Here is a 25,989-nt window from a genome sequence, read left to right as displayed (position 1 = left end):
ATCCAACACGGTACGCCCTGAGGGTAGGTTCGCTGCGTCATATCTCGCTCCCGTCCATGGACATAGCCTAGCGAGCGGGGGCCCGGCCGGGCGCTCAACTCCTCTATTAAGTAGTCTTACTATGAGTCTTTGAGAGGTCCTTCGGACCCCGGTCAGGAAAGATCCGATATGGGCCGAGCCGTTGCCTGGTCAGGCACCTACGGCCGCCGTCAACTAAAGGTGGAGTAGCAATGGTGCCAGGTTCAAAATCCGACAAGAAACGCGGCGTCCTTTTCGACGTCGACGGGACCTTGATTGACTCCAGCTATTTCCACGCCCTTGCCTGGTGGCAGGCGTTCCGGCGGGAGGGGCTGGACGTCCAGATCTCGGCTATCCACCGCTGCGTCGGCATGGGCGGCGACAAGCTCATCGAACACTTGGTCCCCGGGTGCACCAAGGACATGCAGGCAGACCTCAAGTCCTCGCACGGCGCCGTGTTCGCCACGTTTTGGCCTTCCCTGCGCCCCTTCGACTCTGCCCGGGACCTCCTGGCCGCATGCTCCGGCGCCGGGCTGGCCGTGGGTTTGGCGTCATCAGCGCAGGAGCGCGACCTGGACATCGCCCGGCGCCTCCTGGACGCCGGCACGTCCATCGATGCGTGGACCAGTTCCAACGACGCCGCCGAGAGCAAGCCCGCTCCCGACATTCTGCTGGCGTGCCTGGACAAGCTTGGGCTCAGCCCGGCGGACGTCGTATTTGTTGGCGACGCCGTCTGGGACGTGCTGGCGGCGGCGGCAATCGGAGTTCCCGCCATTGCCCTGACCTGTGGCGGAATCAGCGAAGCCGAGCTGCGGGAGGCCGGTGCCGCAGAGGTCTACGACAATCCGCGGCACCTGTTGGAAAACCTTGAAAGCAGCGCGATTGGAAAGCTGAGCGCCTGATTACGGCACGCCTGGCCTCAAGGCGCCCGGAGCCTCCCGGCGCGGACTGCCCACCCAGGGCCCAAGTCAGCCAGCGGCGAATTGAACACAGCGTGGTCCGCTGAGTTGTGACGTGGCGGCCCGGCTCAGGGATTACTTCGTCGTTTGGCTGCGGCGAGTTCGCGTTCCAAGTGCCGGTTGGCCGCCTCCAGCTCGAGGACGACCCGGATCCCGGCAAGGTTGAGCCCGTCCTGAAGGAGCGCGCTGATCCTGCGAAGCGCTACCAAATCCTGTTCGCTGTACAGGCGGGTACCGCCGTCGGTCCGGCCCGGCTGCAACAGCCCCTTGCGTTCGTAGAGACGCAAATTCTGCTGTCCCATCCCCACGAGTTCGGCCGCCACAGAGATGGCATAGACGCCCGCGGCCCCGCCGGTGTCCGGCCCCATAGGATCCTCCTAAGACCTGTGAATTAACCTCTTGCACCAGTGTGGCACCGGTGTTATAAAAAATCTATCGCAGCCAGAATAGATAATCTGGCTGGGCAACGTCATACACGATCTGTAGGGAGTGACATAGCCATGCTGATGCGCACCGACCCGTTTCGCGAGCTCGACCGGCTCACCCAGCAGGTCCTCGGCACGGCGGCCAGGCCCGCCGCGATGCTCATGGACGCTTGGCAAGCCGGAGAGGAATTTGTCGTCGCATTCGATCTGCCCGGGGTGGACGTCGACTCGGTGGAGATCGACGTCGAACGCAACGTCCTGACGGTCCGCGCCGAACGGAAGAATCTGACAGACAACACCACGGAACTAATTGCGTCCGAGCGTCCCCGCGGCGTTTTCAGCCGCCAGATCGTCCTCGGCGATGCACTGGACACCGAGGCGGTGAAGGCCAGCTACGACGCGGGCGTGCTGTTGCTACGGATCCCCATCGCCGCAAAGGCAAAACCCCGCCGGATCCAGATCGAGACCAGCAGTGACCAGGCCCGCGAGATCAGCGCCTGACTGCCTCCACACTGACGCCGTCAGGAAAGCAGTCAGCCAAGCAGGGAATTGAGCGACGGCGCCCAGCCCAGGCGGGGGCGTCGCCCACCGGGCAGAATTCTCACCACATCCCAGGCCGGATCCGGAACAACGAAGTCAGCCAAGCTGAAGCCGAGGGGCCGGCCACGAGCAACAGCAGGAAAGGAACTGACATGACCACCACCCACTTTGACCGGTTCCTTAGCGAAGCTCTCGCCACTGGCCGCGAGTCCGACACCGGATTGGGGAAGGAGGAGCTCTACGGCCTCTACACGAGTTGGTGCCTGATAAACCAGGACCGGCCGCTACGGATTACATTCTGGCCAGCGCGCCCAACCTGGCCTGATCCGGCACACCTCCCGGCGGGCGCAGGCCTCGAACCCACTCCAACTTGCGGAAGCAGGTCACAAGTGCGCCCGCCGGTGTGCTCGCGTCGTTCCCGGAATCATTACTTCTTGAAGGCGTCCTTGACCTTTTCGCCGGCCTGCTTCAGGTCAGCTTTGACTTGGTCCCCTTTGCCTTCGGCTTCCAGCGCCGGGTCGTTGGTAGCTTTGCCGGCCGCTTCTTTGCTCTTGCCACCGAGATTCTCGGCGGCGTTCTGGATCTTGTCTCCCGCTCCCATGATGGTCCTCCGATGGTTCCGCCGCGGGCCGGTCGCCAGCGACGATACTAAAAGTTTAAGCACCCAGGGTTTGCAGCGCGAGATGCTGGGCATCGCGTGGGCGGATCACAGCCCAGGTGCTGCCGGCGCTTTGGATGCTCACGGTTCCGGAATGCTCACGGTTCCGGAATGCTCACGGCTTCGCGGCAGGCGCGAGTCTGGTCCGGCAAGTGTCCAGCAGCAATGTCTCCAGGGCCCGAATTTGGGCCGCCGCGCGGTTGCTTAGCTGTTCCATGCGGTCCGGGTCGATGCGCTTGTCTTCACGTGACAGCACCCGGAGTGTCTTCCAGAGCAGCAGTTTTCCGGTGACGGCTGAGATCAGCGACTCAAGCTCGAGTTGCCCTTTGGCTCCCTCGATGGAATGCAGCGGGTTGAGCGGATCGAGGGCGGCAACCTGCGCCCCGGCCCAGGCAACGGGCTTCTTGTAGGCAGGCATGCTCGAATGAAGTTGTTCGCAGATTTCTTCCAGCGCCCGTTTGTCTTCACTCACCTCGGCTGCGAGCCTGCCGACTTCGCCGGCATGGGACGTGTCCCGCCAGGACTTGGCGGCCTGCTCGAAGAGACGCTCCCCCGCGCTGGCGGCGGTCAGATGGCTGTGCAAGTATGCGGACAAGGAATGGCTGGCAGCTGTATCTTCGGAATCGGCGCTCTTCTTCATCGCAATTTCCCCTCTGTGATCGGACTGATGGTCGTCTGCGGACCGGCTGTGTCCCCGGCATGGTCGGGGGATTTGCTGCGGGGTGTGCCGTCGAAGCTGCGGATCCGGTCCACCACCGCAGTGGTGGACTGTTCAGGAACGTAGTCCAGGATCGCCACCCGGCCGCCATAGCGCTCCACGACGGAGGTTTCTGCCAGCATTTCGGGGCTGTAGTCGCCGCCCTTTGCGTAGATCTCCGGACGGATCCTCTTGAGCAGGGGAATGGGCGTGGGAGTGTCGAAAACTGTGACATAGTCCACGCAGCTAAGGGCGGCAATCACAGCGGCACGGTCTGTGATGGTGTTAATGGGTCGTCCGGGCCCTTTCAACCGGCTGACGGATTCGTCGCTGTTCAGAGCCACCACCAGGACATCGCCCAACTGTTTGGCTTGATTGAGGTAACGGGTGTGGCCGCGGTGCAGGACGTCGAAGCACCCGTTGGTGAGAACCACGCGGCGTCCCTCCTCACGGTGCCGGCGCACTTGCCGGGCGAGCTCGTCGGCGTCGAGGGCGGCACCGGTGAACCCCTCAAGGTGACGGCTGAGATCCTCAGTACTGCACACCGAAGTTCCCGGACGGTGCACCGCAACGTCGGCGGCGGCCTGGGCAAGATCAACGCTGGTGGTCAGCGGCAGTGACGCCGCCCGGGCAACTGTCAGCGCGGCAACGAAAGTGTCGCCTGCGCCGGATGCTTGCGCCTCCTGGACGGGACGTGCCCAGGTCCGGTGGACTTCCCCGGATTTGGGCAACAGAACCGTCCCTTCGCGATCCAGCGTCACAACTACCGCCTCCGCGCCGGCCGCCTCCAGCAGCTCGTTGCGGTGATCGACGACGGCGGCCGCCCGCTCGGGTCCGGCGGTGAGCTTAACGCCGAGCATGGCGGCAGCTTCCAGGGCGTTCGGGGTGGCCAGGTCCGGTTTCAGTCCGGCCCAGGCGCGTGGCTGATGCGCGTCCACGACCAGCAGAAGATCCGAGCGTCCCGGCAGCACGTCAAACAGGGCGCTCCGTACCGCTCCGCTGAGCGCCCCGGCTCCGTAGTCACACAGGACCACTGCGTCCTGGTCTTGCAGCAATTGAGGGATACATTGTGCCAGTCGGCTCAAGGCCTCCGCCGGGGTCTCACCTGCGACTTCGTCGAGCCGGAGCAGAATTTGGCCGCCGCTGCTGATCCGGATTTTGGTGGTTGTGGTCAGACCGGCCACCTGGTCCACGTAGGTGGCGTCCACGCCACTGTCCCCTAATTGGCGGAGCAGCTCGGCCGAGGCATCATCGCGCCCCGTTAGCCCTGCCAGTCGTACCTTGGCCCCGAGGGCGGTCAGGTTCATGGCGGTGTTGGCGGCGCCGCCCGGAGAGAATTTCCGCTGGCCGACTTCCACGACCGGGGCCGGCGCCTCACGACAGAGCCGGTCAATGGATCCCGACCACCAGCCGTCGAGCATCACATCGCCGATGACGGTGATGGAAGGCTCAGCCGCCGCCAGCCGTCGGGGCAGCCAGCCGGTCAGGCCGCGCTGGTCCGAGAGGCCGCCCCGGCGCTCGTCGCCATCCTGCGGGCGCGGGCGGGTCACGGCTTCACCCCGCAAAGTCTGATCTGCACGATCGCTGGCATGTTGTTCCTTTCCGGCGGCACTGTGGTTTGAATGCAAACTGCCCGGTCACGGTCCGGGCGGGAGATCACTCTTACGTAGACCCATACCCTCGTGCCGGGGCATCTACACCCTGCAGCCACGGACAGTTTCACGTTCCCGAACATCCAGTGCCGGTCCGCGGAAACCGGACGATTGCTTGCGGGGCGAAATGTAGCCAAAGGTTGCGTCCGGGACTTATGGTGGCCCCACACATGTGCACCGGACGGACAGGACAGGACGGGTGGTGGCGGACCTCAGGGCGGAATTCGGCGGAGCTGACATAGCGGGCTGGGGCGTCGGGCCGGTGCTGAAAAAATTTCCGAAGGTCTCGCGGATCGCGGTCCTGCGGGGCGGCGGGCTGGGTGATCTGCTGTTTGCCCTGCCGGCAGTGTCGGCGCTCGTCGCGGCGTACCCCGGGGCAAGTGTCACGATGCTGGGGACCCCCGTCCACACTGAACTGCTGGGCGGCACCCTGGGGCCGGTCAGAGACGTCCGGGTGCTGCCCATAGTTGAAGGCTTGAGGCCCGGCAGGCAAGACCCCGCAGCGATCGACGCCTTCCTGGCCTCCATGCGGGACGAGGAGTTCGATCTCGCAGTTCAGCTCCATGGCGGCGGCCGCTACTCCAATCCGTTCCTCCTGCGCTTGGGGGCCCGCCACACCGTGGGAACGCGGACGGCCGACGCTGCGCCACTGGAGCGTAGCGTCCCCTACGCCTATTACCAGCACGAGCCGCTTCGGGGGCTGGAGGTGGCGGGACTGGCCGGCGCTCCCCCGGTTGATCTGGAAGCCAGGCTGCGGCCACAGGACCAGCACCTGTCCAAGGTCAAGGAATTCCTTGATCGCCTCCGCGACAGCCCGGCAACCCCTGTTGTGGCTGTCCATCCCGGCGCCATGGATCCCCGCCGGCGCTGGCCGGCGGAGAGGTTCGGCGAGGTGGCGGCGGCCTGCGCCGCCGATGGCTGCCGTGTGGTGGTAGTGGGCACCGCGGACGAACGGCAACTCGCTGACGGGGTCGTGACGGCGGCCGGCTCAGACCGGGTCATCTCACTGGCCGGCACACTCAGCCTGGGCGCCTTGGCGGCGTTGTTGGACAGCTGTGCTGTGTTGCTGGGCAATGACAGCGGCCCCCGTCATCTGGCCCAGGCCCTGGGGACGCCGACGGTGGGCTTGTACTGGGTTGGCAACCTGATCAACGCAGGGCCGCTGGGCCGAAGCCTGCACCGCATCCATCTGTCATGGGTGACGCGGTGCCCACAATGCGGCGCCGACCTCACCCAGGTGGGATGGACGGCGCCGCGCTGCGAGCACGATACCTCCCTCCTGGCGGGAATCAGTCCGGCGGATGTTTGCGCGGACGTGCGGTGGTTCATGGCCAGGACTCCTCTTGCGCATGGCAGATGAGCAACTCGCGGACTTCACAACCCGGAGGCTGGGAAAGTGCAAACATCACGGCCTGCGCCACCCTGGCCGGATCGTTCAGGCGCGAACCGTCCTGGGGCTTGTACTTCTCGGCCCGGTCGTCGAAGAACCGGGTATTCATCCCGCCCGGGATCAGCGTGGTCACGCCGATCTCTGCACCCGTCTCCGCGGCAAGCGCCTGGCTGAATCCGATGACGCCGAACTTGGACGCGCAGTATGCCGAAGCCTCCGGCAGCGCCCGCAACCCCAACGTCGAGGCCACCGTGACAACCCGGCCGCGGGAGGATTTCAGGTACGGCAGGGCCGCCCGCACCACCGAGACTGTACCGAGGAGATTGACGAAGATGACCTGTTCCCAGTCGTCTGCCGGGACGTCCTCGAGCTTTCCGCACCGGTCAATTCCTGCCGCTGTCACCACCGCGTCCAATCCTCCCAGGGCCTCCGCGGCCTGCGCAATGGCGGCCGTCACCGCTGCCCGGTCAGCAACATCGACTTCGAGGGCCTTCGCCGCGGACACGTTCCGGACATCGCGGTCGAGGACGAACGGCGTCCCGCCGGCGTCGAGCACGGCGTTGACGACGGCGGCACCAAGTCCTGATCCCCCTCCGCTCACCACGACCCTGCCGGGCGTGGATGGGGCAGGTGGGCTAAACCTTTTCATGGTGTTCCTTTCATTAGCGGCCAATACCTGGCCGGTTTGGATTCACGGGAATTGGATTCAGATGGTCTGACCATTTGCCGCTGGGTCAGCCCACGCGGGCGAGCGCCGCGGCGAGCAGGGTCGTGGAGCGGGCAGGGTGGTAGGGAACGGTAAGGCACCGGCCTCCCCAGCTCTCCACCAAGGCGGACTCGGGCAGTTGTTCTGCGTCGTAGTCACCGCCCTTCACCCAGATGTCCGGGCGCAGCCGTTCAAGGCACCGTTCCGGGGTGTCCTCGTCAAACACCACTACGGCGTCCACGCTTTCGAGGGAAAGCAGCAGCTCGGACCTGTCGTGTTCGCCCATGATGGGACGGCTTGCCCCCTTGATGCGGCGGGCCGAGGCATCTGAGTTCAGGCAGACGACGAGGCAGTCGCCCAGGGCTCTGGCTGCTGCGAGGGTGCGGGCGTGTCCGGCGTGCAGGATGTCGAAGCACCCGCCGGTCGCAACCACGGTTCCACCGTTTTGCCGCACCCTGCGGACCCAGTCCAGCGGGTCAGTTTCCTGTACCGGGAAGGGAAGTGGCGGAGGCGCCGACGGCAGGGCGGCAACGCCGCCTGTAGCCAGGAATGAAGAGGCCTCGCGGACCGCTCGACGGCAGGAATCTTCGAGCCCCCCTCCGGCCATAAGTTGGACCGCCAGWCTGGCCGCGAGCTTGTCGCCCGCACCGCAAGAATCAGCCACAGCGGTCCGCGGCGCCGGGAGCTGAACAGGCGCGGGTGACGACTCCCGTACGAGGGTCGCTCCCTGTCCGCCCTGTGTGACGAGGACGGCCCTGCTGCGCCAATGCCGCAACAGCTTGCCCGCGAGTTCACCGGTCCCCGCCATCGAGTCCGTCCCTGCCTCCGGGAACGGAGCCGCCGACTCCCTGGCCCTCAKGGCGGCCGCGATGTTGGAGGCCTCGGAGTGGTTTGGTGTCACGACGGCGACCCCTGGAACAGGATCGGCTCCGGCCGGGTGCGGATCCCAGATGACGGGGATGTCCCGGGCGAGGCGTTCGAGTGCAGTGCGCAGGGCACGGTTCGACGTCAGGCCGCGGCCGTAGTCCGCCACGACCACCGCCCCGGCTCCCTCCAGTGCCTGGAGCATGTCTGGCGTCACTTCCGGCAGGGGCCGGCACTGGCAACCTTCGTCAAACCGGGCCACCGGGTGCCCTCCTGCCCGAAGGCGGGTCTTGACCGGGGTCGGCGCTCCTGACGGGCCGGCGACCACGGTGATGCCGCTCAGCTGTTCCAGAAGCCGATGGCCTGGTTCGTCCCGGCCGAGTGCGGTCACGAGGCACACCTGGTGGCCGTCATTGCTCAGCATCCGGGCCACGAGCCCGGCACCCCCGGCTCTCGCTCTGACGGCCGCGACGTCCACGACGGGCACCGGCCCGTCCGGGCAGAGCCGGGTCGCCGAACCGTCAAGGTCAACGTCGAGCAGCACGTCACCCACCACCGCGATCGTCATCGCCTGCCCCGTTGCTGCTGGTCGTGCCGGTCCAGTCGATGGATCTCGGCGTCGAACGCCCGACACATTGCGTGCAAGGCGATCAGATGGCACTCCTGGACGTTGGCTGCGGGCCCGTCGATGGCAATCGCTTCATCGCAACTGAGCGACAGGGGGTTCGGCCCCCGGCCGGTCATAGCCCACGTCGTGACGCCCACCCGGGCGGCAGCCTCGGCCGCGCGGAGGAGGTTGGGGCTTTTTCCGCTTGTAGACAGCAGCATCAGGATGTCCCGGGGGCGGCCGTGCGCCCGCACTTGCCGGGCGTACAGCTCCTCGAAGCCGTAATCATTGGCGATGGCTGTCACCGCGGAGGTCTCGGCGTGCAGCGAAATGGCGGAGAACGGCGCCCTTTCGGCGTCGAAACGTCCCACCAGCTCGGCCGTGAGATGCTGGGCCTCCGCCGCGGAACCGCCGTTCCCGGCGGCAAGCAGGCGGTTTCCGCCCAGCAGCCGCCGGGCAAGTTCCTCGCCCCAGGCAGCCAGTGTCGGGGACTGGCTCAGTAACGATTCCAGGGACGGCAACACACATCCCAGGTGCGCCTGGACTGCTGCGACCGAGTCAGGACGAGTCTTGGTGTCCGCGCTTTCGCCACCATGAACCGCTGACGACACCAGGCCGGCCCACGGGACCGATCGGGATGTGATTTGTGCCTGCGTAAGCGGCGGCTCGATAGTCACAGCACTGCTCCTTCCGCGGCGTGCACTTGGCCGGCGGCGCCCAGCCGCCGGGCCGTAGCGTTTCCGGTGAGGGTCTGCAGATAGGCCTTCTCAGTCTCGGCCGCCACCCGGTCCCAGCTGTAGCGGGCCCGTGCGCGCTGCTGGCCTGCGCGGCCCAGCTCCTCCCGCAGCCCCTTATCGGACAGCAGCCGGGCGAGCGCAGCAGCGGTGGCCCCGGGGTCCAAAGGCGGAACGTGCAGGCCAGTGCCGCCGTCCACTACGGTGTCCCTGAGGCCGCCCACGGCCGAGGCGACCACCGGGACGCCGCAAGCCATGGCTTCGAGGGGCACGATGCCGAACGGTTCGTACCACGGCGTACACGCGACGGCGTCTGCGCTGCGGAAGATCTCCGGCATGGCCTCCCGGGGCACTTGTCCACGGAAGATGACGTGCTCCCGGACACCGAGTTCCGCAGCGATGGCCAGCAGGCGGCGGGCTTCGGCGTCTGACTCAGTCGCTGTGGCATCGCCTCCGCCGCCAACGATCAGGAGTTCGACGTCGGCAAATCCGGCGTCCATCAGCAGCGGCAGTGCCCGGATGACCACGTCGACGCCCTTTCGGGGCACAAGACGTCCGACAGACAGGATTCGGTGGGTCCTGTTGCGTTTGTCGGCGGGTCCGGAACCGGTAAAGAGATCCAGATCGACCCCGCATGGGGCTATCGAGATCTTCTCCGGAGGAATCCCCATCGCTTTGAGCTCGAAGGCTTCGTCGGAGCACGTGGCGATGATCCGGTCCGCACCTTGGCCGACAGACGGCTCCAGCCATTGCCTCTCAACGGGGCTGGTGTCCGCTCGGCCCTGATGGCGGCGTTTGACTGTGCCGAGGGCGTGGAAGGTCTGGAGCACCGGGAGGTGGGCGCTGCCGCCCGGCTTGCGCCGCGCCGCGTCAAGTGCTGCCACGCCGGACATCCAGAAGTGCCCGTGCACCAGATCAGGTGGGCGCCGCTCCCAATCGCGTGCCAATCCGTTCGCCAGTTCCCCCATGAAGGGAAGGAGTTCGTCCTTGGGTACCGGAATTGATGGGCCGGCCTGGACGTGGACCACTTCCAGCCGCGGGGAGATCCGGACCCTGCCCGGCAGGTCCGCTGAGTCCCGCCTGGTGTACACCGTGACGTTGTGGCCGCGCCTCGCCAGGGCGGCCGACAGGGCCGCCACGTGGACGTTCTGCCCACCTGCATCAACTCCGCCGAGGGCGGCCAGGGGGCTGGCGTGCTCGGAAACCATTGAAACTTTCACTGGTTCTTCCCTTCTTGAGTTGGACTAAGGAGCCGGCCGGTGCGGAAGCGCGGGTCGGTCACATCCCCCAGCAGGACATCCCAGGCAGCGAGGAAGGCCTGGAGGCCATACCGGTCCAGGGCCACCTCGCGGGCAATGTCACCACGCCGTCTTGCTTCCTGCGGGTCCTCGATGAGCACCCTCGCGGTGCGCACGAGTTCGTCGACGTCGGTTGAGATCGCTCCCGCTTCCGGCGGCAGTGCGCGTATCGCCTCTGTCGTCGCCAGCGCTACTGCGGGCATGCCGAGGTGCATGGCCTCGAGAAGTGCCAGGCCAAGAGAGGTCCAGCGGAAGGGGTGGAGGTAGACGCGGCAACGGGACATTTCCCGGTGCAGCTCGGGCGTGGGCAGATCTCCGCAGATCGTGAGCCTTTGGGGCGGCAACGCGACGGCGGCCCGCAACCCGTTGGCGCCCATGCCAAATATCCGCAACGGCGCCGCCGCAGTAAAGCGGTCCAGGAGGTCCGAGCCGGTCACCCGCCACCGCCGGACGGGCTCGTTGATGACGGCTGCCAGCTCCGGAATCTCCCCGGTGTAGGTATGCCCGGGATCAGGGATGCCGTGCTCAATCACGAGCGTGGGCGCGGCGCCGTTATCCCAGAACAGTTCATTGAAATGCGTGACGTGGACTATGGGGATGAACTGCTGGTCTGCCAGCGGATGCACCGAATTCGGCACGTTCCCCTTGGGTGTGTTGTGCTCTACATAGGCTGCCGGCAGGTCTTTCCCGGGCCGTCGGCCCAAGACGCGGGTCACCTCGCCCAGTTCCTCCGGCCGTTGCAGCACCACAGCATCCACACTGTCGGCATCAAGGTCGTCGAGCCGGACTTCGCGGACAGAGGTCGGCCAGGGCCGGCCTGCCCGGCCCATACCCCATGGCCCCCGTTCGGGCAGGACCGGCAGGAGGTACTCATGGGCGCCGCGGACGAACGCGTCCGTCCAGGACCCATGTACGTGCCAGAGCAGGATTCTCATGGGTGACGCACCTTTCGGCGGGTGGATAGCGAGGACACGCCGCCGATCAGTCGTTCCACTGCATCCACGAGCTGTTCGGGAGCCACAGTCGACAGGCAAGGATGGCCCGGGACCGGGCACTCAGTGGCACGGCTGAGTTTGCAAGGTGCGTTCTGGTCGCCGAGGATCTCCAGGGGCGCGCCGTAGGGGGCCCATCGGATCGCGGGCACCACGGGCGAGAACAGGCATGCCACCGGTGTACCCAGAGCGGCGGCGAGGTGAGCGGGCCCTGTGTTTCCGGTAACCAGGGCTTCGGCTCCGGCAAGCACACCGGCTAGGGCCCTCAGGTCCGTGCGGCCGCCCAGGTCCAAGGCGGATGGGCCGGCGACTGTTGCCGTGAGGCCCGTTTCTCCGGGCCCTCCTGTCACCACCACCCGGTGTCCTGCCCCTTCGAGCAGTTCTACGGCCGCGGCGTGATGCAACGGGGGCCACGCCCGTGCGGAGGCGGACGCCCCGGGGTGGACCACGACATAGGGCTCCTCCCCCACCAGATCCCGGACATCGGGATAATCCTGCACCCGGAGCTTCCCGGAATCTCCGCGGGGCAAGGTAAAGCCGGCTGCCTGGGCGATGCCGAGCGCACGTTCGGCTTCAGGCTGGTCTTCGGGAAAATCCTCACCGGGCCTGAGCCGAACGTCCATCAGAGTGCCGGCATAATCCACTGAAGCTCCCGTGATCCGTCCGACTCCGGCAAGCCGCAGCAACAAGGCCAGCGGCAATGGAGACTGATGGAAGGAAGTCAAAATGACGGCCTCGGTGACCCTGGAGTCCCTCACGAACGATGTCAGGGCTTCCAGATGGGGCCCAGCTACTCGTGGAGCAGGCTTCACGATCCACGGGCAACTCCAGCTGTAGACCTCGGACACGCCAGGCAGGAGGGACGCAGCTGGTTGTCCTTGGGGGCCACATAACAGGATGACATCGTTCGGCGCCCCGCCATCCGGATGCCGTCCGTGCGCGACTGCGCGGATCGCTGGCCCCGCCAGCAGGACATCGCCGACCCCGTCCAGCCGAGCCACCAGGACGCGGCTCACGAGGCGGCCCGTCCGGATGGTGCCTTCATCAAAAGGCACAACGCGGAACGAAGATCCACAGCGACCTCTGGAGCAGCGTCAACTTCCGCCGGTCGTGTCAGGGGCGTGGGGACCATGACGCCGCGGGCACCCGCCGCGCGGGCCGCCTCAACGTCAGCTCCAATGTCGCCAATGTACGCGGCCTCGGCGGTAGTGATTCCCAACCGGCGGCACGCCCCGCAAATCATGAAGGGTGCCGGCTTCCGGCAGTAGCAGCCGTCCTCGGGCCGGTGCGGACACAGTTCCCAGACATCGAATCGTCCCAGGAGCTGCTCAACCCGAAGATTGACCGCTGCAACCTGCTCCGTGGTCAGGATCCCGCGGCCTATCCCCGATTGGTTGCTCACGACGCCTACGGCAATTCCCATGGACCGAAGGGTTTGCAGCACGTCCCTGGCGTGAGGCATCGGTTCCACCAACTTGGGATCGCCATTGTATGGCACGTCACGGATCAGGGTGCCGTCCCGATCGAACAGTACGGCCCTCAGCGGTGGTCGGGCAAAAGGTCCCATAAGTGCCTTGTTCCCCGATATCAGTCCAGCTAAACGCCCGGCGGGTCCATCTCCGGACTAAAATCCGAAATCAGGCGAACTCGGAAGGGCGGCCACGATGGACGGATTTCGAGAAGATGGAAGGCCGGTACTGCCGGTCCTACGGGCGCTGCAGCTCGGCGATCTGCTGGTTGCCGTCCCGGCCCTGCACGCCCTGAGCCGCGCGTACCCCAACCACCGCCGGCTGTACGCGTCACCGAGCTGGCTCGGTGAGGCGGTAGAGCTGGTCGGGGGTTTTGAACTGTTGAAGGCGCAAGGGCTAAATGAACCACTGGCACTGAAACCCGGGAGCGTGGACGTTGCGGTAAACCTCCACGGCCGCGGCCCCGAGAGCCAATCCCGGATTGAAGCGCTCATGGCCACCCGGGTGATCGCCCACGAAGCGGGCGCCGGTGCTGGTTCCGGGCCGGCTTGGGTGGAGGGCATCCACCAGCGCGAACGCTGGACGCGGCTACTGCAATGGCATGGAATCGACGCCGACGCCGAGGATCTGCGCCTGGCCGCCCCGGCCGTCCCGACGCCGCAGCCGGGGGCCACAGTGGTCCATGTGGGCGCTGCCTACGGCAGCCGGTTGTGGCCTGCCGGACGGTTCGCCGAGGTTGCTGGACTCCTGCGGGACGCCGGGCACAGCGTGCTCTTCACAGGCAGCGCCGCGGAGCGGGGCCGCGCCTCGGAAGTTGCCAGCGGGGCAGGGTTCCGGGCCAATGCCGTCCTTGCCGGCCGCCAACCGCTAGGGGAATTCGCGGCTCTGATTGCCGGCGCCCGCCTGGTCATCTCGGCTGACACGGGCGCGGCCCACCTCGCGTCGGCCTACGGGCGGCCCTCCGTTGTGCTCTTCGGGCCAGCCACGCCGGCGGAATGGGGCCCCCCGCCGGGGCCGCACATCACCTTGACCAAGGCCGAACTACGCCGCGGCGACCCCTTTGCCGGGGACCCGGATCCTGCGCTCTTGGGTGTCTCTGTTCACGATGTGCTCGAAGCGGTCCGTGGGCTGGGGTTGCTCTGAGATTCCGTTTCCGTGAGCCGCCGCTGCAGTTGCACGAGCACCCGTGAGAGCCGGCGCGAGATTTGCATCTGCGACACTCCGAATCTCCTGCCCAACTCCGTTTGGCTCTCCCCGCAAAAATAGCGCCGGTACAACAGCGCCCTCTCCGGGGCGGAGAGCTCGGCGATGACCCGGGTCAGGCACATCACCTCCTCAAGCCGCTCAAATCCCGGCTCCTGCACCGCCGGCTCTTCCGCGGCCGGCGGTGCGTCACCGCGGCCGTCGGAACTATCGAGCGAATCGGGGCGCATGCTGGAAACAGCTGCCGCTGCCTCCAGGACGGACTCAACCGTTACACCAAGTTCCCGCGCCAGCTCCGCAGGAGTGGGGGTGCGGCCGAGGGTCTGCGCCAGGGCCGGCTCAGTGCGCAGGAGTTCGGCACGGAGGAGCTGTATGCGCCGCGGGGGGCGGACGACCCAGCAACGGTCGCGCAGATAGCGTTTCAATTCCCCGGTGATGGTGGGGGCGGCAAAACCCGGGAAGGTGGTGCCTCTGGATTCGTCGAACGCCCTAGCCGCCTTGACGAGTCCCAGATAGGCCACCTGGATCAGGTCTTCCCGCTCGTGGCCCCGGCCGGCGAAGCGTGCCGCCAGGGACTCAGCGAGATCCAAGTAATCAAGGACAAGCCGGTTCTCGAAAGCCTGGCGGATCTGCCCGTGCGGGGCCGGAATTTTCCTGGAGTCAGCCATGTCAGTGGTCCCTTTGAACATGGATTCTGGTCTAGCCCGTGGCAGGACTTAGAAGCAGGAAAACATAAGTCTACTTATAATTCAATGCCCCTTCCTTCTCGAGTCCTTTCTCGGAACCCCCGAGGCGCGAAACACAGCAGTGGGATGCCAGGACGGGCTCTTCGGAAAACACTGGACTGCTGCCAAGCATGCTGATAAATCTGGTGCTCGGGTCGATGTTTCTACATGGGGACCCGCACTTCAATGGCCGCGTGGTCTCGCCACCAGCCGGGGCGGCTGGCTGTGCCGGGTCCGGCAACTGCAGGGGTACCGCTCCTAACGTGCGGGGCAGCTGAACAGGAGGATGAGAGTGGTTGACCGGATTGCCGAGATTTGGGGCACACGAACCCCCTATCCGAAGGACGGCCTGTGGCCGGTGCGGGTGGACCAGGCTCTGGATGCGACCGTCACCGAGGGCGACGTGGACCGGTGGGTTCAATCAGCCTGCGTGCTGTGCAGCAACGGCTGCGCGTGCGACATCGCCGTAAAGGACGGCGCCATGGTCGGGATCCGCGGCCGCGCAGGGGATCTGGTCAACCATGGCCGGCTTGGGCCCAAGGGCCTCTTTGCAAGCTGGCAGGGGATGTCCGGGAAAGACCGGCTCACACGGCCTTTGATCCGCGAGAACGGCCGGCTCATCGAATGCGACTGGGATACCGCGATGGACCGGATCACCCAGCGGAGCCGGCAGCTGCTGGAGGAACGAGGACCCCTCAGCCATGGTTTCTACACCAGCGGCCAGCTGTTCCTCGAGGAATACTACGCCCTTGCCGTCCTCGGCAAGGGCGGGATTGGCACTCCCCACATGGACGGCAATACCCGCCTTTGCACGGCGACGGCGGCTTCAGCGTTGAAGGAGTCTTTCGGGGCGGATGGCCAGCCCGGAACCTATGCGGACATCGACAGCTGCGACGCGATCTTTCTTTACGGGCACAACATGGCCGAAACGCAGACCGTGCTGTGGTCGCGTGTGCTTGACCGCATTGCGGGACCGGACCGGCCCAGGCTCGTCTGCGTCGACCCCCGCGACACCGAGGTTGCCAAGTACGCGGACGTTCATCTGGCTGTCCGGCCCGGTACCAATCTCGCCCTGATGAACGCACTGGTCCGTGAAGTCCTGGCCAACGGCTGGGCCGACCGGGAGTACGTGCGGGCGCATACTCTCGGCCTGGACGAACTCAGAGCCGCGGTCGAGCCATGGACGGCTGAAGCGGCCGCAGCGGTCTGCGATGTGGACGCCGCCGGCATCAGGGAAGCTGCGAGGATCTTTGGCACCTCATCGCGGGTGCTCTCCACTGTCCTTCAGGGTTTCTACCAGTCCGCCCAGGCCACCGCGGCGTCGTGCCAGGTCAACAACCTCCACCTGCTGCGGGGGCTGCTGGGCCGGCCAGGGTGCGGGATTCTGCAGATGAACGGCCAGCCAACGGCCCAGAACAACCGCGAATGCGGGGCAGACGGCGATCTCCCCGGCTTCCGGAACTGGGAAAACCCGAACCACATCGCGGAACTCGCGGCGCTGTGGGACGTGGATCCGCTGACCATCCCGCACTGGGCTCCCCCGACCCACGCCATGCAGATCTTCCGCTACGCCGAACAGGGCTCGATCGAATTCCTCTGGATTTCGGCAACCAACCCAGCCGTGTCCATGCCCGAACTCCCTAGGATCCGGAACATCCTGGCCAAGCCCGGGCTGTTCCTCGTGGTCCAGGATCTGTACCTCACAGAGACGGCGCAGCTCGCCGACGTCGTGCTTCCCGCCGCCGGGTGGGGCGAAAAGACCGGTACCTTCACGAACGCCAACCGGACCGTCCACCTCTCGGACAAGGCCGTGGAGCCGCCCGGGGAGGCACGCAGCGACCTGGACATTTTCCTCGATTACGCCCGCCGCATGGGCTTCACCACGTTACGCGGGGAACCCCTGTTGCCGTGGGCGGGCCCTGAGGAGGCCTTCGAGGCGTGGAAGGAATGTTCCCGCGGCCGGCCCTGCGACTATACCGGCATCACCTATGACAGGCTCCGCGGCGGCAGCGGCATCCCGTGGCCGTGCAACACCGCGAATCCGGAGGGCAGGGAACGGCTCTACGAGGATGGCATCTTCCCCACCGACCCTGACTACTGCGAAAGCTACGGCCACGATCTCCTCACCGGCGCCACCGCCGGTCCGGAAGCATTCCGAGCCCAGGCGCCGGGCGGGCGCGCCATCCTGAAAGCGGCGGACTACCGTCCCCCGCATGAGGAGCCCGACGGCCGCTACCCGTTCCGGTATACGACCGGCCGGACCGCCTACCACTTCCACACGAGGACCAAAACCGGAAGATCCCGGGTACTGACAAGCGCGGCCCCAACCGCGTGGGTGGAAATCAGCCCGGACGACGCCGGCCGGCTGGGAATCCGGGAAGGCGACCTCGTCAAGGTGACGTCGCGGCGGGGCCGGATCGAGGTCCCTGCCCGCGTCAGCGACATCCGAAACGGCACCGTCTTCGCACCGTTTCACTATGGCTATTGGGACCAGGACGGTGCCCCCGCAGAACACCCGACGGCTGCCAATGAACTCACGATCACGGAGTGGGATCCCGTGTCCAAACAGCCCGTCTTCAAGAATGCCGCCGTGAGTGTCGAGAAGATCAGTGACGCCACCGGCCCCGCCCCGGCACCCACCACGACGGCATCGCGCCCGGCTGCTGCCGCTGGGCCACGATCCATACGGCCGACCGCTGGAGGCAAAGACGCCGAAGCCACAGAACGGGTCGGCGGCTCTCCGCCCCGCTTTCCCGATGCGGTCCGGCGCGGCCCGCAGGGAGGAACGCCATGAACCTGAAAATCTATCTGGGAATGCTCCGTAAGGCCGAACAGGCCCTCGCGGAGTCTTTCCGCCAAGTGGCAGCCGGCCACGCCGCCGAGCCCGACGTGCACTTCCTGTGCCATACGCTGGCAACGCAGTGTGAGGAGCACAGCCGGCTGCTGCTCCCCGTCGTTCAGCGCTACGGCGAGGACCGCTCAGATAACGAGCCCGAACGGATCCATGCCGAAGGGCTGTCCGCAACGCGGCAGGGTCCGGTGGGCCTGCTGCGCGACCTCCAGGACCTCTATCTCCTGGCGAGCCTCGTCGATGTCACCTGGGCCATGGTCAAACAGGCCGGCTCGGCGCTCCGCGACCGGGAACTCCTTGACGTCGTGTCCCGCTGCGACGGCGAAACAGCCGTCCAGCTGCGCTGGTTGCAGACCCGGATGAAGCAGGCAGCCCCGCAGGCGCTCGTTGTAGCGCGCTAAAACTTGGCATCCAACGCCTGAACGGCCGCCCGGGCAGCACAGTCTGGAATTCTCAGTCCGTGCTGCCCGGCGGGTGTCCGGCCTGTCTTTACTTGGGCGCCGCGGCCGTCAGTTCGCCCCGGCGCCGACGCCTGCCTCGACGGCCGGGCCGGCTGTGGAGCCGGCAAGGCGCAGCCAGGTGTCCACCACGGTGTCGGGGTTCAAGGAGACCGAATCGATGCCTTCCGCGACCAGCCACTCGGCGAAGTCCGCGTGGTCGCTCGGACCCTGGCCGCAGATGCCGACATATTTGCCGCGCGCCTTGCAGGCCGCGATGGCCATGCTCAGGAGCTTCTTGACGGCCGGATCGCGTTCATCGAAGCCGCCCGAGACAATCGCGGAGTCCCGGTCCAGGCCCAGGGCCAGCTGGGTCATATCGTTGGAGCCGATGGAGAACCCGTCGAAGTAGTCCAGGAACTCGTCGGCGAGCAGCGCGTTGGATGGGATCTCGCACATCATGATCACCTCGAGGCCGTTCTCGCCGCGGGTGAGGCCGTTCTCCCCCAGCAGTTCAATAACGCCGCGGGCCTCATCCAGGGTCCGCACGAACGGGATCATCAGCTTGACGTTGGTCAGGCCCATTTCGTTGCGGACAAAGGACAGGGCCTCACACTCGAGGTCGAAGCAGTCCCGGAAGGACGGCTCGAGGTAGCGTGAGGCGCCGCGGAAGCCGATCATCGGGTTCTCTTCGTGCGGCTCGTAGGCGGGTCCGCCGATCAGGTTGGCGTACTCGTTGGACTTGAAGTCGGACATGCGCACAATCACGGGTTCCGGCGCGAAGGCCGCCGCGATGGTGGACACGCCCTCGGCCAGGCGCTTGATGTAGTAGTCGCGCGGGCTCTCGTACGCGGCGATGCGCTCACGGATTTCCGCGGCGACGTCCGCCGGCTGCTCGTCGAGGTTCAGCAGTGCCTTGGGGTGGATGCCGATCTGGCGGTTGATGATGAATTCGAGCCGGGCCAGGCCCACTCCGTGGTTGGGCAGTTGCGCGAACGTGAAAGCCTGCTCCGGGGTGCCGACGTTCATCATGACCTTGACGGGGGCCTCGGGCAGCTGGGTGATCTCGGTTTCCTCGACGCTGAAGTCCAGGAGTCCTTCGTAGATCACGCCGGTTTCACCGTCGGCGCAGGATACGGTCACGTCGAGTCCGTCGGAGAGCGCGTCGGTGGCGTCCCCGGTCCCGACGACGGCGGGAATCCCCAGTTCGCGGGCAATGATGGCCGCGTGGCATGTGCGCCCGCCGCGGTTGGTCACGATGGCGGAGGCACGCTTCATGATCGGTTCCCAGTCCGGGTCGGTCATGTCGGCGACGAGGACATCACCGGTTTTGAAGGCGGCCATCTGGTCGATCGCGGTGAGGATGCGGACGCTGCCGGCGCCGATGCGCTGGCCAATGGCGCGGCCCTCGACCAGCACCCGGCCGGTCCCGTTGAGCCGGAACCGGCTCAGGCTGCCGGAGGCCCGGCGGGACTGCACGGTCTCCGGGCGCGCCTGCAGGATGTACAGGCCGCCGTCGATCCCGTCCTTGCCCCATTCGATGTCCATGGGGCGGCCGTAGTGGTTCTCGATGGCGACGGCGTGCCGGGCGAGCTGCTCGACGTCGTCGTCAGTGAGGCTGAAGCGGTTCCGCAGGGACGCCTCAACCGGCACGAAGTCGATGGTGCGGCCGATTTCGCGGCTGCTCGTGTAGGTCATCTGCAGGGCCTTCTCGCCCAGTCCTCGCTTGAGGATGGCGGGCCGGCCGGCCTGCAGCGCGGGCTTGTACACGTAGAACTCGTCGGGGTTGACGGCGCCCTGGACGACGGCCTCGCCGAGGCCGTAGGAGGACGTGACGAACACGGCGTCCTGGAACCCGGACTCCGTGTCCATGGTGAACATGACGCCGGAGGCGCCGACGTCGGAGCGCACCATGCGCTGGATGCCGGCCGAGAGCGCCACCTCGGCGTGCTCGAACTTGTGGTGCACCCGGTAGGCGATCGCCCGATCGTTGTAGAGGGACGCGAACACGTCCTTGATGGCGAGCAGGATGTTCTCGATGCCGCGGACGTTCAGGAAGGTTTCCTGCTGCCCGGCGAAGGAGGCATCGGGGAGGTCTTCGGCCGTGGCGCTGGAACGGACGGCCCAGGACAGGTCCTCAGACCCGCCGTGCTTGTCCACCAGCTGCTGGTAGGAGTTCCGGATCTGCGCTTCGAAGTCAGGCAGGAAGGGCGTCTCGCGCATGAGGGCCCGGATCTCCTGCCCGGCGGCTGCCAGGGCGGTGACGTCATCGGTGTCCAGGCCGACCAGCCGGTCGGCGATCTTCTGGTCAAGGCCCGAATCCGCCAGGAAGTTGCGGTAGGCATCCGCGGTGGTGGCGAAGCCGTCGGGAACCTGGACGCCGGCGGAGGTCAGGTTCTGCACCATCTCACCGAGGGAGGCGTTCTTTCCGCCCACCCGGTCCAGGTCCTTGAGTCCGAGTTCTGAGAACCACAGGATGTCTGTCGTCATAGTTACTGCTCCTTTGCAGATGATGGCATGCAAGTGCGCCGCCCCGCTTGCGGCGATGGCCGGTTGATGGGCGCAAGTCCTGTCCACAGTGACAGGTCTCCAGCGCACTTTCCACATGACGTGCGCCACACTAAGTTTGTGAAACTTTTCCCTAATGCTTGAGGTTCATCCGCTGCAGGATGGTTGCCGCCATTTCCTCGACGGACACCGTGGCCGAATTCAGGTACGGAATCCTATGGGAGACGTACAGCTGCTCGGCGCTGCGCAGCTCGAAGCCGCACTGCCGCAGCGACGCGTAGGGTGAACCCCGGCGCCGTTCGGTGCGGATCTGGCTCAGGCGCAGGGGGTTGGAGGAGAGCCCGAAACACTTCTCAACGAAAGGCCTCAGCGGCTTGGGGAGCCCTTCGCGTTCAAAGTCTTCGTCCACCAGCGGGAAGTTGGCGGCGAAAATGCCGTGCTGTAGGGCCAGGTACATGGTGGTGGGCGTTTTTCCGCAGCGGGACGGCGCCACCAGGATGACTTGGGCCTTTTCGAGCGCCCGCAGGCTTTGGCCGTCGTCGTGTTCCATGGCGTATTCGACGGCGGCCATCCGGGATTGATACCGCTCCGCATTGCCCAGGCCATGGGCCCTGCCGGGTTCGCCGCTGGCCGGCGAACCGAGGGCCTGCTCCAGCTGTCCGACATGTGCCCCGATGAGATCCACGATGATTCCCTGGCACGTACCCAGGACCTGGCGGATATCGCTGCTTACCGCGGTGGAAAAGACGATCGGCTGCAGGCCCGCGGCGGCCAGTTTGTCGATCGTCCCGACCACCGTCCTGGCCTGTTCGACCGTGGTGATGAAGGGGACCGTTATGCGGTCAAAGTGGTTCGCGGGGAACTGCGTCAGCAAGGTGTTGCCGAGCGTTTCCGCGGTGATGCCGGTGCTGTCCGAAAGGAAGTAGACAGGCCGGAGATCGTCTTTGGTCATGAACGCATTCTCCCCCACGCCGGGACCGGTCCGGTATCGGGCAGCCGGCGGGTCCCTACCCCGTCTCCGGTCCCGGACGTAGACTGCTCGCTTACAACGCCACCAGCTATCCGGGAGATCGACATGAACTATGCAGGGACCGGGAACGAGAAGGCCGTCACGGCAAGTGACCTTAACCGGACACATGTCGGACTGACCGTGAGCTTCCAGCCGGACGAATTTACAGTGGTCTTCGGCCGGATTGGCGCCATTGCGCGCAAAGAGGGTGGTGTGACCATCGCGCTGGCGGGGGTGGACAGTGCGGGTGGCCTGGCCTCCCACTACAGCCTGCCTCCCGCCCAACAGGTCTACGTCCAGCCGGACATGCTCACCAATACGGAGACGACCATCAAGGATTTGTTCGGCAAGGTGCAGGAGAATCTGCGGAGCCACAAGGGAGATCAGCGGCCGGACACCGTGTAGGGCGTCACTGACCGTTTACCGGCGTGGTGCGCCGCCGCCACACCGTTCTGCCTCCCTTGCGGTATCTGTGACATCGGGCACAATGTGCTTCATGGGGCGTTGGAGCGAGGAGCGGGTGATCAGCGCCGCGCCCGACCCATCGTCGCTGACGGCCGCCCGCAAGCTGGCATATCCCGGCCCCTGGTCCGACACGGGGAGCAACGACGTCCTGGTCTGGGGCAAATGCCAAGGCAGCGGAAAGACTCCCTACCAAGTGAGCATTGATGTCGCCGCTCCTGCCTATCGATGCTCCTGCCCGAGCCGGAAGTTCCCTTGCAAGCATGCCCTGGCGCTGCTGCTTATGTGGACGCGGGCCGAGGCGGCCGACGCCGCCGCGGAGACAGCCGCCTTCGCGCAGGAGTGGGCCTCCCAGCGGGCAGAGCGGACCGCCGTGCGCGAGCGGCGCCAGTCCGAGCCGGTTGTGGATCCGGCGGCACAGGCCAAGCGACTGGCCGACCGGCTGGCATTGATGGATGCGGGGATTGACGACTTTGCCCGGTGGCTGACGGACCTGGTGCGGACCGGCCTGGCGTCGGCCCGCACCCAGCCGTATTCATGGTGGGACGGCGTGGCGGGGCGCCTTGTCGATGCCCAGCTTCCGGGTTTAGCCGCCCAGGTGCGGGCGATGGGATCAGATGTGCACGCACGGACCGACTGGGGCGTTCACCTGCTTCTGCGGGCCGGGCGCTGGTGGGCGCTGACCAAGGCGTGGCGCAAACGGGACACCCTGACTCCCGACGAGCTCGCCGATCTCCGGGTGGCCGTCGGCTGGGCGGTGCCCACCGCCGAAGTTGAGGGCACCGAAGCGCTGCACGGTCCGTGGTTGGTGCTTGGCACTCACCGCAGCGACGACGGCCGGCTCCAGCAACAGCGGACCTGGCTTCGCGCCCCCGACGGAACGATCATCGTGGTACTCGATTTTGCTGCCCACAGTGACGCTCTGGCGACGCCTCAGCTCGCGGGTGCGATGCTGGATGTCACCGTCGCGCGGTATCCCGGCTCCGGGCCCCGGCGGGCAATGTTCACCGGGCCCGTAGCCCCGCAAGGACTGGCGGCCAGCCTCGGCGAGGGTGGGAACATTGCGCAAGCGTTGGAAATTGAATCGGCGGCGGTGGCACTCTCCCCGTGGTGTGAGCGTCACCCGGTCCTGTTGAGCGGGGTGCGCATCTGCCCTGGCAATTACGGCTGGCTCCGGGACGGATCCGGCAACGCACTCCCCCTGGTCGACGCGCCCCTGGATTCCCTGTTGGCCCTGACCGGCGGCCACCCTGTGGACCTGTTCGGCGAACTGGAGGAGGGCCGCTTCCGGCCTCTGTCCGCAGTCGTCGGTGGAGCGGTGGTAACCCCATGACTTGGCTGGCCGAGCTTCAAACGGCGGCACTCGTTGGCACCGCGCGCCACCCGGCCCCGTTTCCGCCTGTGGAATTGGGTGTCCGCCCGCCGGATGGCGTCTCCGGCGAGGAGTCACTGCTGGACCAAGCAGCCATGGCCGATGCAGTCACCCGCGCTGCCCGGCCTTCCACTTCTATGGACGCTCCAGATGTCCCTCGTCCGGCCCCACCGGACGATGCGCCCGAGGCCCCGGGCGAGGCCTGCCGCCTGCTGGACCTGCTGCTCACCCAGCCGCCCGTCGGGCTGGAACTCCGAAGCCTGCTGGTGGTCGATTGGCTGCTGCTTGCCGAGGCTTCCGGACGGCGTGTTCCGCACCGGCTGCTGCCCAGCCTGCTGATGTTGGCAGAGGCAAAATCCAGCGTGGCGGAGCATTTACATCCTGCGATCGGAACCCGGGGCCGCTGGCTTCAGGACCTAACGGCCGGGGGCGCCGATCCGCGTCCGGCGATGACGACCGACTGGGCAGAGTTGAACAGTGCTGACGCCACGACGGAACTGGAACGGCGTCGCCGTAGTAATCCGGCCGCCGCCCGCGAGCTGCTGGTCACGCATTGGGATACGCTCGGTGCCCGGGAGCGCGCCGCCCATCTGGCCACCCTGGCCGCGAACCTGCGGGCAGATGACGAGGAGTTGCTGGAGCGGGCCCTTGACGACACCGCAAAGAGCGTGCGGGAGGTAGCCGCCGCCCTACTGGACCGGCTCCCTGAGAGCGCCCGCGCGGTCCGCATGGCTGCCAGGCTGCGGCCGCTGCTTCGCTTCAAAGGATTGTTGCGCAAGCAATTCGAGATCGACCTCCCGCCTGAGCCGGACGCGGCAGGACTGCGCGACGGGATCGCGCCGGCCCCACGCAGTGGTGAACCCGACCGGCTGGGCCGGCTCGACGCCATCATCAGGGGTGCCCCCCTCGATGTTTGGACGACGGCGGCCGGCCGTACGCCAGCGGCGAGCGTGGCGCTGCTGAAGGGCGAACCCCGCGCCCTCGAAACGATCGTCACCACCGCTGCGCTGCGGGCCGACCTTGACTGGGTGCGTGCGCTGCTCGACGTCCGCACGGACCTGCGGCTGCTGAATTGCCTGCCCGCCGCCGAGCGCGAGGACACGCTCGTCCGGCACCTGCGCGGCGGCACGGCAAACCCCTGGACACTCGTTCAACCGCTGCGCGACATGCCAAGACCATGGGGACGCCCCCTGGCTGAAGCCGTGCTTGAGCAGATCAACGCCAAGAACGGCGGCCAGCTGGCAACCATGCTCGCCGACACCCTGCCTGCGGCGCTGCCGCCCGAGGCCGCCGAACAAGCCCGGCGCCTGCTTGAGCATCCAGACGCAGACGCCGCCCGGCGCCGCGTGCTTCGTGATGCCGTTCAATACCAATCATTCCGACAATCCCTGACGGAGGCTTTTCAATGAACGACGCCCCGACCGCCCCCGATGTCCTCCGCGCCCATGCCGAAAACGCCTACGCTGAGGAGCTCAGCGCGTTGACGGCTGTTGACGACCGGCACCGGCCGCCCAGTTGGCAGCTGTCTCCGTGGGCGGTGACCACCTATATCCTCGGGGGCACCCTGCCGAACGGCGTACAGATCACACCAAAATACCTGGGTTCCGCGCGGCTGGTCGAAATCGCCGTCGCATCGCTTGCCACAGACCGCGCGCTGCTGTTGCTTGGCCTGCCGGGCACCGCGAAAACCTGGCTGGGAGAGCACCTGGCCGCGGCCATTTCGGGAGCCTCTACCCTCGTGGTGCAGGGCACCGCAGGCACGCCGGAAGAGGCACTGCGGTACGGCTGGAACTATGCCCGGCTGCTCTCGGACGGCCCGTCCCGGGCGGCCCTGGTCCCGGGACCGGTGATGCGCGCGATGGAGGCAGGGAGCCTGGTACGGGTGGAGGAACTGACCAGGATCCCGTCCGACGTGCAGGACTCGCTGATCACGATCCTCAGCGAGAAGACCCTGCCGATCCCCGAACTCAATGCAGAGGTCCAGGCCCGCAAGGGCTTCAACATCATCGCGACGGCCAACAACCGGGACAAGGGCGTCAACGATCTGTCGTCGGCATTGCGCCGCCGCTTCAACACCGTGGTGCTGCCGCTCCCGGACAGCATCGAGCAGGAGATCGAGATCGTCACCACCCGCGTCCGCAGCCTGGGCACTGCCCTGGAGCTTCCGGCTGATCTGGGAGCTCTCTCCGAAGTCCGGCGGGTGGTCACCGTCATGCGGGAACTGCGCGCCGGAGTAACGCAGGACCAGCGCACAACAATCAAATCGCCCTCAGCGACCCTGTCGACGGCAGAGGCCATCTCGGTGATGACGAACGGGCTCTCCCTCGCCGCCCACTTCGGTGACGGCACCGTCCGGGCCCCGGATGTGGCGGCCAGCCTGGTGGGCGCAGTGGTCAAAGACCCCGTCCAGGAC

The 25,989-nt window shown here is 66.6% G+C and carries 24 protein-coding genes; 10 read left to right on the top strand and 14 right to left on the bottom strand.

Going from position 1 to position 25,989, the window contains the following annotated elements; all coding sequences use genetic code 11:
• Positions 1–230: 230 nt before the first annotated feature.
• Positions 231–920 (top strand): HAD family hydrolase, encoded by a 690-nt coding sequence (locus AC1D1W_RS13590; RefSeq protein WP_476943953.1) that lies wholly within the window; start codon positions 231–233, stop codon positions 918–920.
• A 125-nt stretch (positions 921–1,045) separates the two neighbouring features.
• Here AC1D1W_RS13590 and AC1D1W_RS13585 read toward each other — a convergent pair whose 3' ends face one another.
• Positions 1,046–1,345, bottom strand: a complete 300-nt coding sequence (locus AC1D1W_RS13585) for a MerR family transcriptional regulator (RefSeq protein WP_243177888.1) — start codon at positions 1,343–1,345, stop codon at positions 1,046–1,048.
• A gap of 132 nt (positions 1,346–1,477) precedes the next feature.
• Here AC1D1W_RS13585 and AC1D1W_RS13580 point away from each other — a divergent pair, with 132 nt between their 5' ends.
• Complete coding sequence (locus tag AC1D1W_RS13580) at positions 1,478–1,903, top strand: Hsp20/alpha crystallin family protein (RefSeq protein WP_476943952.1); 426 nt, start codon at positions 1,478–1,480, stop codon at positions 1,901–1,903.
• 466 nt (positions 1,904–2,369) lie between these two features.
• Here AC1D1W_RS13580 and AC1D1W_RS13575 read toward each other — a convergent pair whose 3' ends face one another.
• The 3 genes from AC1D1W_RS13575 to rfaE2 form a co-directional block, all read right to left on the bottom strand.
• Positions 2,370–2,543 (bottom strand): CsbD family protein, encoded by a 174-nt coding sequence (locus AC1D1W_RS13575; RefSeq protein ID WP_043435456.1) that lies wholly within the window; start codon positions 2,541–2,543, stop codon positions 2,370–2,372.
• A 172-nt stretch (positions 2,544–2,715) separates the two neighbouring features.
• Positions 2,716–3,240 carry a hypothetical protein gene (locus AC1D1W_RS13570; RefSeq protein ID WP_243177890.1) on the bottom strand — a complete coding sequence of 175 codons (525 nt, stop codon included), beginning with the start codon at positions 3,238–3,240 and terminating at the stop codon, positions 2,716–2,718.
• On the bottom strand, positions 3,237–4,847 hold the full coding sequence (rfaE2, locus tag AC1D1W_RS13565) for a D-glycero-beta-D-manno-heptose 1-phosphate adenylyltransferase (RefSeq protein ID WP_243177891.1): 1,611 nt from the start codon (positions 4,845–4,847) through the stop codon (positions 3,237–3,239). The genes AC1D1W_RS13570 and rfaE2 overlap by 4 nt, the downstream gene beginning before the upstream one ends.
• A gap of 304 nt (positions 4,848–5,151) precedes the next feature.
• Between rfaE2 and AC1D1W_RS13560 the strand changes: the two genes are divergently transcribed.
• On the top strand, positions 5,152–6,309 hold the full coding sequence (locus AC1D1W_RS13560; RefSeq protein WP_476943951.1) for a glycosyltransferase family 9 protein: 1,158 nt from the start codon (positions 5,152–5,154) through the stop codon (positions 6,307–6,309).
• On the opposite strand, the gene AC1D1W_RS13555 is transcribed toward AC1D1W_RS13560, so the two are convergent.
• The 7 genes from AC1D1W_RS13555 to AC1D1W_RS13525 all read right to left on the bottom strand — a co-directional run bounded on the left by AC1D1W_RS13555 (position 6,275) and on the right by AC1D1W_RS13525 (position 13,107).
• Entirely contained in the window at positions 6,275–6,988 is a 714-nt protein-coding gene (locus AC1D1W_RS13555) for an SDR family oxidoreductase (protein ID WP_243177893.1), read from the bottom strand. The two genes, AC1D1W_RS13560 and AC1D1W_RS13555, sit on opposite strands and share 35 nt — an antisense overlap.
• Positions 6,989–7,073: 85 nt before the next feature.
• Positions 7,074–8,477, bottom strand: coding sequence for a PfkB family carbohydrate kinase (locus tag AC1D1W_RS13550; RefSeq protein WP_476943950.1), 1,404 nt, complete (start codon positions 8,475–8,477; stop codon positions 7,074–7,076).
• Positions 8,474–9,127: a D-sedoheptulose-7-phosphate isomerase gene (locus AC1D1W_RS13545; protein ID WP_439954083.1), complete on the bottom strand. Its 654-nt coding sequence runs from the start codon at positions 9,125–9,127 to the stop codon at positions 8,474–8,476. Before AC1D1W_RS13545 ends, AC1D1W_RS13550 begins: the two co-directional genes overlap by 4 nt.
• Before the next feature lie 62 nt (positions 9,128–9,189).
• Complete coding sequence (locus AC1D1W_RS13540) at positions 9,190–10,470, bottom strand: glycosyltransferase (protein ID WP_243177896.1); 1,281 nt, start codon at positions 10,468–10,470, stop codon at positions 9,190–9,192.
• Positions 10,467–11,483, bottom strand: coding sequence for a glycosyltransferase (locus AC1D1W_RS13535; RefSeq protein WP_476943949.1), 1,017 nt, complete (start codon positions 11,481–11,483; stop codon positions 10,467–10,469). Before AC1D1W_RS13535 ends, AC1D1W_RS13540 begins: the two co-directional genes overlap by 4 nt.
• On the bottom strand, positions 11,480–12,556 hold the full coding sequence (locus AC1D1W_RS13530; RefSeq protein WP_476943954.1) for a glycosyltransferase family 9 protein: 1,077 nt from the start codon (positions 12,554–12,556) through the stop codon (positions 11,480–11,482). The genes AC1D1W_RS13535 and AC1D1W_RS13530 overlap by 4 nt, the downstream gene beginning before the upstream one ends.
• Positions 12,553–13,107: a D-glycero-alpha-D-manno-heptose-1,7-bisphosphate 7-phosphatase gene (locus AC1D1W_RS13525; RefSeq protein ID WP_243177898.1), complete on the bottom strand. Its 555-nt coding sequence runs from the start codon at positions 13,105–13,107 to the stop codon at positions 12,553–12,555. Before AC1D1W_RS13525 ends, AC1D1W_RS13530 begins: the two co-directional genes overlap by 4 nt.
• A gap of 97 nt (positions 13,108–13,204) precedes the next feature.
• Between AC1D1W_RS13525 and AC1D1W_RS13520 the strand changes: the two genes are divergently transcribed.
• Entirely contained in the window at positions 13,205–14,152 is a 948-nt protein-coding gene (locus AC1D1W_RS13520; protein ID WP_476943948.1) for a glycosyltransferase family 9 protein, read from the top strand.
• Here AC1D1W_RS13520 and AC1D1W_RS13515 read toward each other — a convergent pair.
• Positions 14,110–14,880, bottom strand: coding sequence for a sigma-70 family RNA polymerase sigma factor (locus AC1D1W_RS13515; protein WP_243177900.1), 771 nt, complete (start codon positions 14,878–14,880; stop codon positions 14,110–14,112). The two genes, AC1D1W_RS13520 and AC1D1W_RS13515, sit on opposite strands and share 43 nt — an antisense overlap.
• Before the next feature lie 343 nt (positions 14,881–15,223).
• On the opposite strand from AC1D1W_RS13515, the gene AC1D1W_RS13510 reads away from it, so the two are divergent.
• Both AC1D1W_RS13510 and AC1D1W_RS13505 read left to right on the top strand, forming a co-directional pair.
• Entirely contained in the window at positions 15,224–17,731 is a 2,508-nt protein-coding gene (locus AC1D1W_RS13510; RefSeq protein WP_476943947.1) for a molybdopterin oxidoreductase family protein, read from the top strand.
• Positions 17,728–18,189 carry a hypothetical protein gene (locus AC1D1W_RS13505; RefSeq protein ID WP_476943946.1) on the top strand — a complete coding sequence of 154 codons (462 nt, stop codon included), beginning with the start codon at positions 17,728–17,730 and terminating at the stop codon, positions 18,187–18,189. The genes AC1D1W_RS13510 and AC1D1W_RS13505 overlap by 4 nt, the downstream gene beginning before the upstream one ends.
• Before the next feature lie 108 nt (positions 18,190–18,297).
• On the opposite strand, the gene ppsA is transcribed toward AC1D1W_RS13505, so the two are convergent.
• Both ppsA and AC1D1W_RS13495 read right to left on the bottom strand, forming a co-directional pair.
• Complete coding sequence (ppsA, locus tag AC1D1W_RS13500) at positions 18,298–20,715, bottom strand: phosphoenolpyruvate synthase (protein ID WP_476943945.1); 2,418 nt, start codon at positions 20,713–20,715, stop codon at positions 18,298–18,300.
• A 151-nt stretch (positions 20,716–20,866) separates the two neighbouring features.
• The gene (locus tag AC1D1W_RS13495; protein ID WP_243177904.1) at positions 20,867–21,685 is read right to left on the bottom strand and encodes a pyruvate, water dikinase regulatory protein; all 819 of its coding nucleotides are present in this window, start codon (positions 21,683–21,685) and stop codon (positions 20,867–20,869) included.
• 123 nt (positions 21,686–21,808) lie between these two features.
• On the opposite strand from AC1D1W_RS13495, the gene AC1D1W_RS13490 reads away from it, so the two are divergent.
• The 4 genes from AC1D1W_RS13490 to AC1D1W_RS13475 form a co-directional block, all read left to right on the top strand.
• Positions 21,809–22,147, top strand: coding sequence for a hypothetical protein (locus tag AC1D1W_RS13490; RefSeq protein ID WP_243177905.1), 339 nt, complete (start codon positions 21,809–21,811; stop codon positions 22,145–22,147).
• 91 nt (positions 22,148–22,238) lie between these two features.
• The gene (locus AC1D1W_RS13485; protein ID WP_476943944.1) at positions 22,239–23,537 is read left to right on the top strand and encodes an SWIM zinc finger family protein; all 1,299 of its coding nucleotides are present in this window, start codon (positions 22,239–22,241) and stop codon (positions 23,535–23,537) included.
• Positions 23,534–24,985, top strand: a complete 1,452-nt coding sequence (locus AC1D1W_RS13480; RefSeq protein WP_476943943.1) for a DUF5691 domain-containing protein — start codon at positions 23,534–23,536, stop codon at positions 24,983–24,985. Before AC1D1W_RS13485 ends, AC1D1W_RS13480 begins: the two co-directional genes overlap by 4 nt.
• The coding region (locus tag AC1D1W_RS13475) for an ATP-binding protein (RefSeq protein ID WP_476943942.1) at positions 24,982–25,989 on the top strand (1,008 nt) is incomplete at its 3' end. The genes AC1D1W_RS13480 and AC1D1W_RS13475, both read left to right, overlap by 4 nt.

The organism is Arthrobacter sp. P1_B4 (genome assembly GCF_056406555.1).
Note: the sequence above shows the minus strand (reverse complement) of the source record. Positions and strands in the feature narration are given on the sequence as shown.

Coding starts and splice junctions, on each gene's coding strand:
- AC1D1W_RS13580 (WP_476943952.1), top strand. CDS start 1,478: ATGCTGATGCGCACCGACCCGTTTCGCGAGCTCGACCGGCTCACCCAG.
- ppsA (WP_476943945.1), bottom strand. CDS start 20,715: ATGACGACAGACATCCTGTGGTTCTCAGAACTCGGACTCAAGGACCTG.
- AC1D1W_RS13495 (WP_243177904.1), bottom strand. CDS start 21,685: ATGACCAAAGACGATCTCCGGCCTGTCTACTTCCTTTCGGACAGCACC.
- AC1D1W_RS13525 (WP_243177898.1), bottom strand. CDS start 13,107: ATGGGACCTTTTGCCCGACCACCGCTGAGGGCCGTACTGTTCGATCGG.
- AC1D1W_RS13535 (WP_476943949.1), bottom strand. CDS start 11,483: ATGAGAATCCTGCTCTGGCACGTACATGGGTCCTGGACGGACGCGTTC.
- AC1D1W_RS13570 (WP_243177890.1), bottom strand. CDS start 3,240: ATGAAGAAGAGCGCCGATTCCGAAGATACAGCTGCCAGCCATTCCTTG.
- AC1D1W_RS13480 (WP_476943943.1), top strand. CDS start 23,534: ATGACTTGGCTGGCCGAGCTTCAAACGGCGGCACTCGTTGGCACCGCG.
- AC1D1W_RS13575 (WP_043435456.1), bottom strand. CDS start 2,543: ATGGGAGCGGGAGACAAGATCCAGAACGCCGCCGAGAATCTCGGTGGC.
- AC1D1W_RS13590 (WP_476943953.1), top strand. CDS start 231: ATGGTGCCAGGTTCAAAATCCGACAAGAAACGCGGCGTCCTTTTCGAC.
- AC1D1W_RS13510 (WP_476943947.1), top strand. CDS start 15,224: ATGAGAGTGGTTGACCGGATTGCCGAGATTTGGGGCACACGAACCCCC.
- AC1D1W_RS13485 (WP_476943944.1), top strand. CDS start 22,239: ATGGGGCGTTGGAGCGAGGAGCGGGTGATCAGCGCCGCGCCCGACCCA.
- AC1D1W_RS13505 (WP_476943946.1), top strand. CDS start 17,728: ATGAACCTGAAAATCTATCTGGGAATGCTCCGTAAGGCCGAACAGGCC.
- AC1D1W_RS13515 (WP_243177900.1), bottom strand. CDS start 14,880: ATGGCTGACTCCAGGAAAATTCCGGCCCCGCACGGGCAGATCCGCCAG.
- AC1D1W_RS13555 (WP_243177893.1), bottom strand. CDS start 6,988: ATGAAAAGGTTTAGCCCACCTGCCCCATCCACGCCCGGCAGGGTCGTG.
- AC1D1W_RS13490 (WP_243177905.1), top strand. CDS start 21,809: ATGAACTATGCAGGGACCGGGAACGAGAAGGCCGTCACGGCAAGTGAC.
- AC1D1W_RS13585 (WP_243177888.1), bottom strand. CDS start 1,345: ATGGGGCCGGACACCGGCGGGGCCGCGGGCGTCTATGCCATCTCTGTG.
- AC1D1W_RS13520 (WP_476943948.1), top strand. CDS start 13,205: ATGGACGGATTTCGAGAAGATGGAAGGCCGGTACTGCCGGTCCTACGG.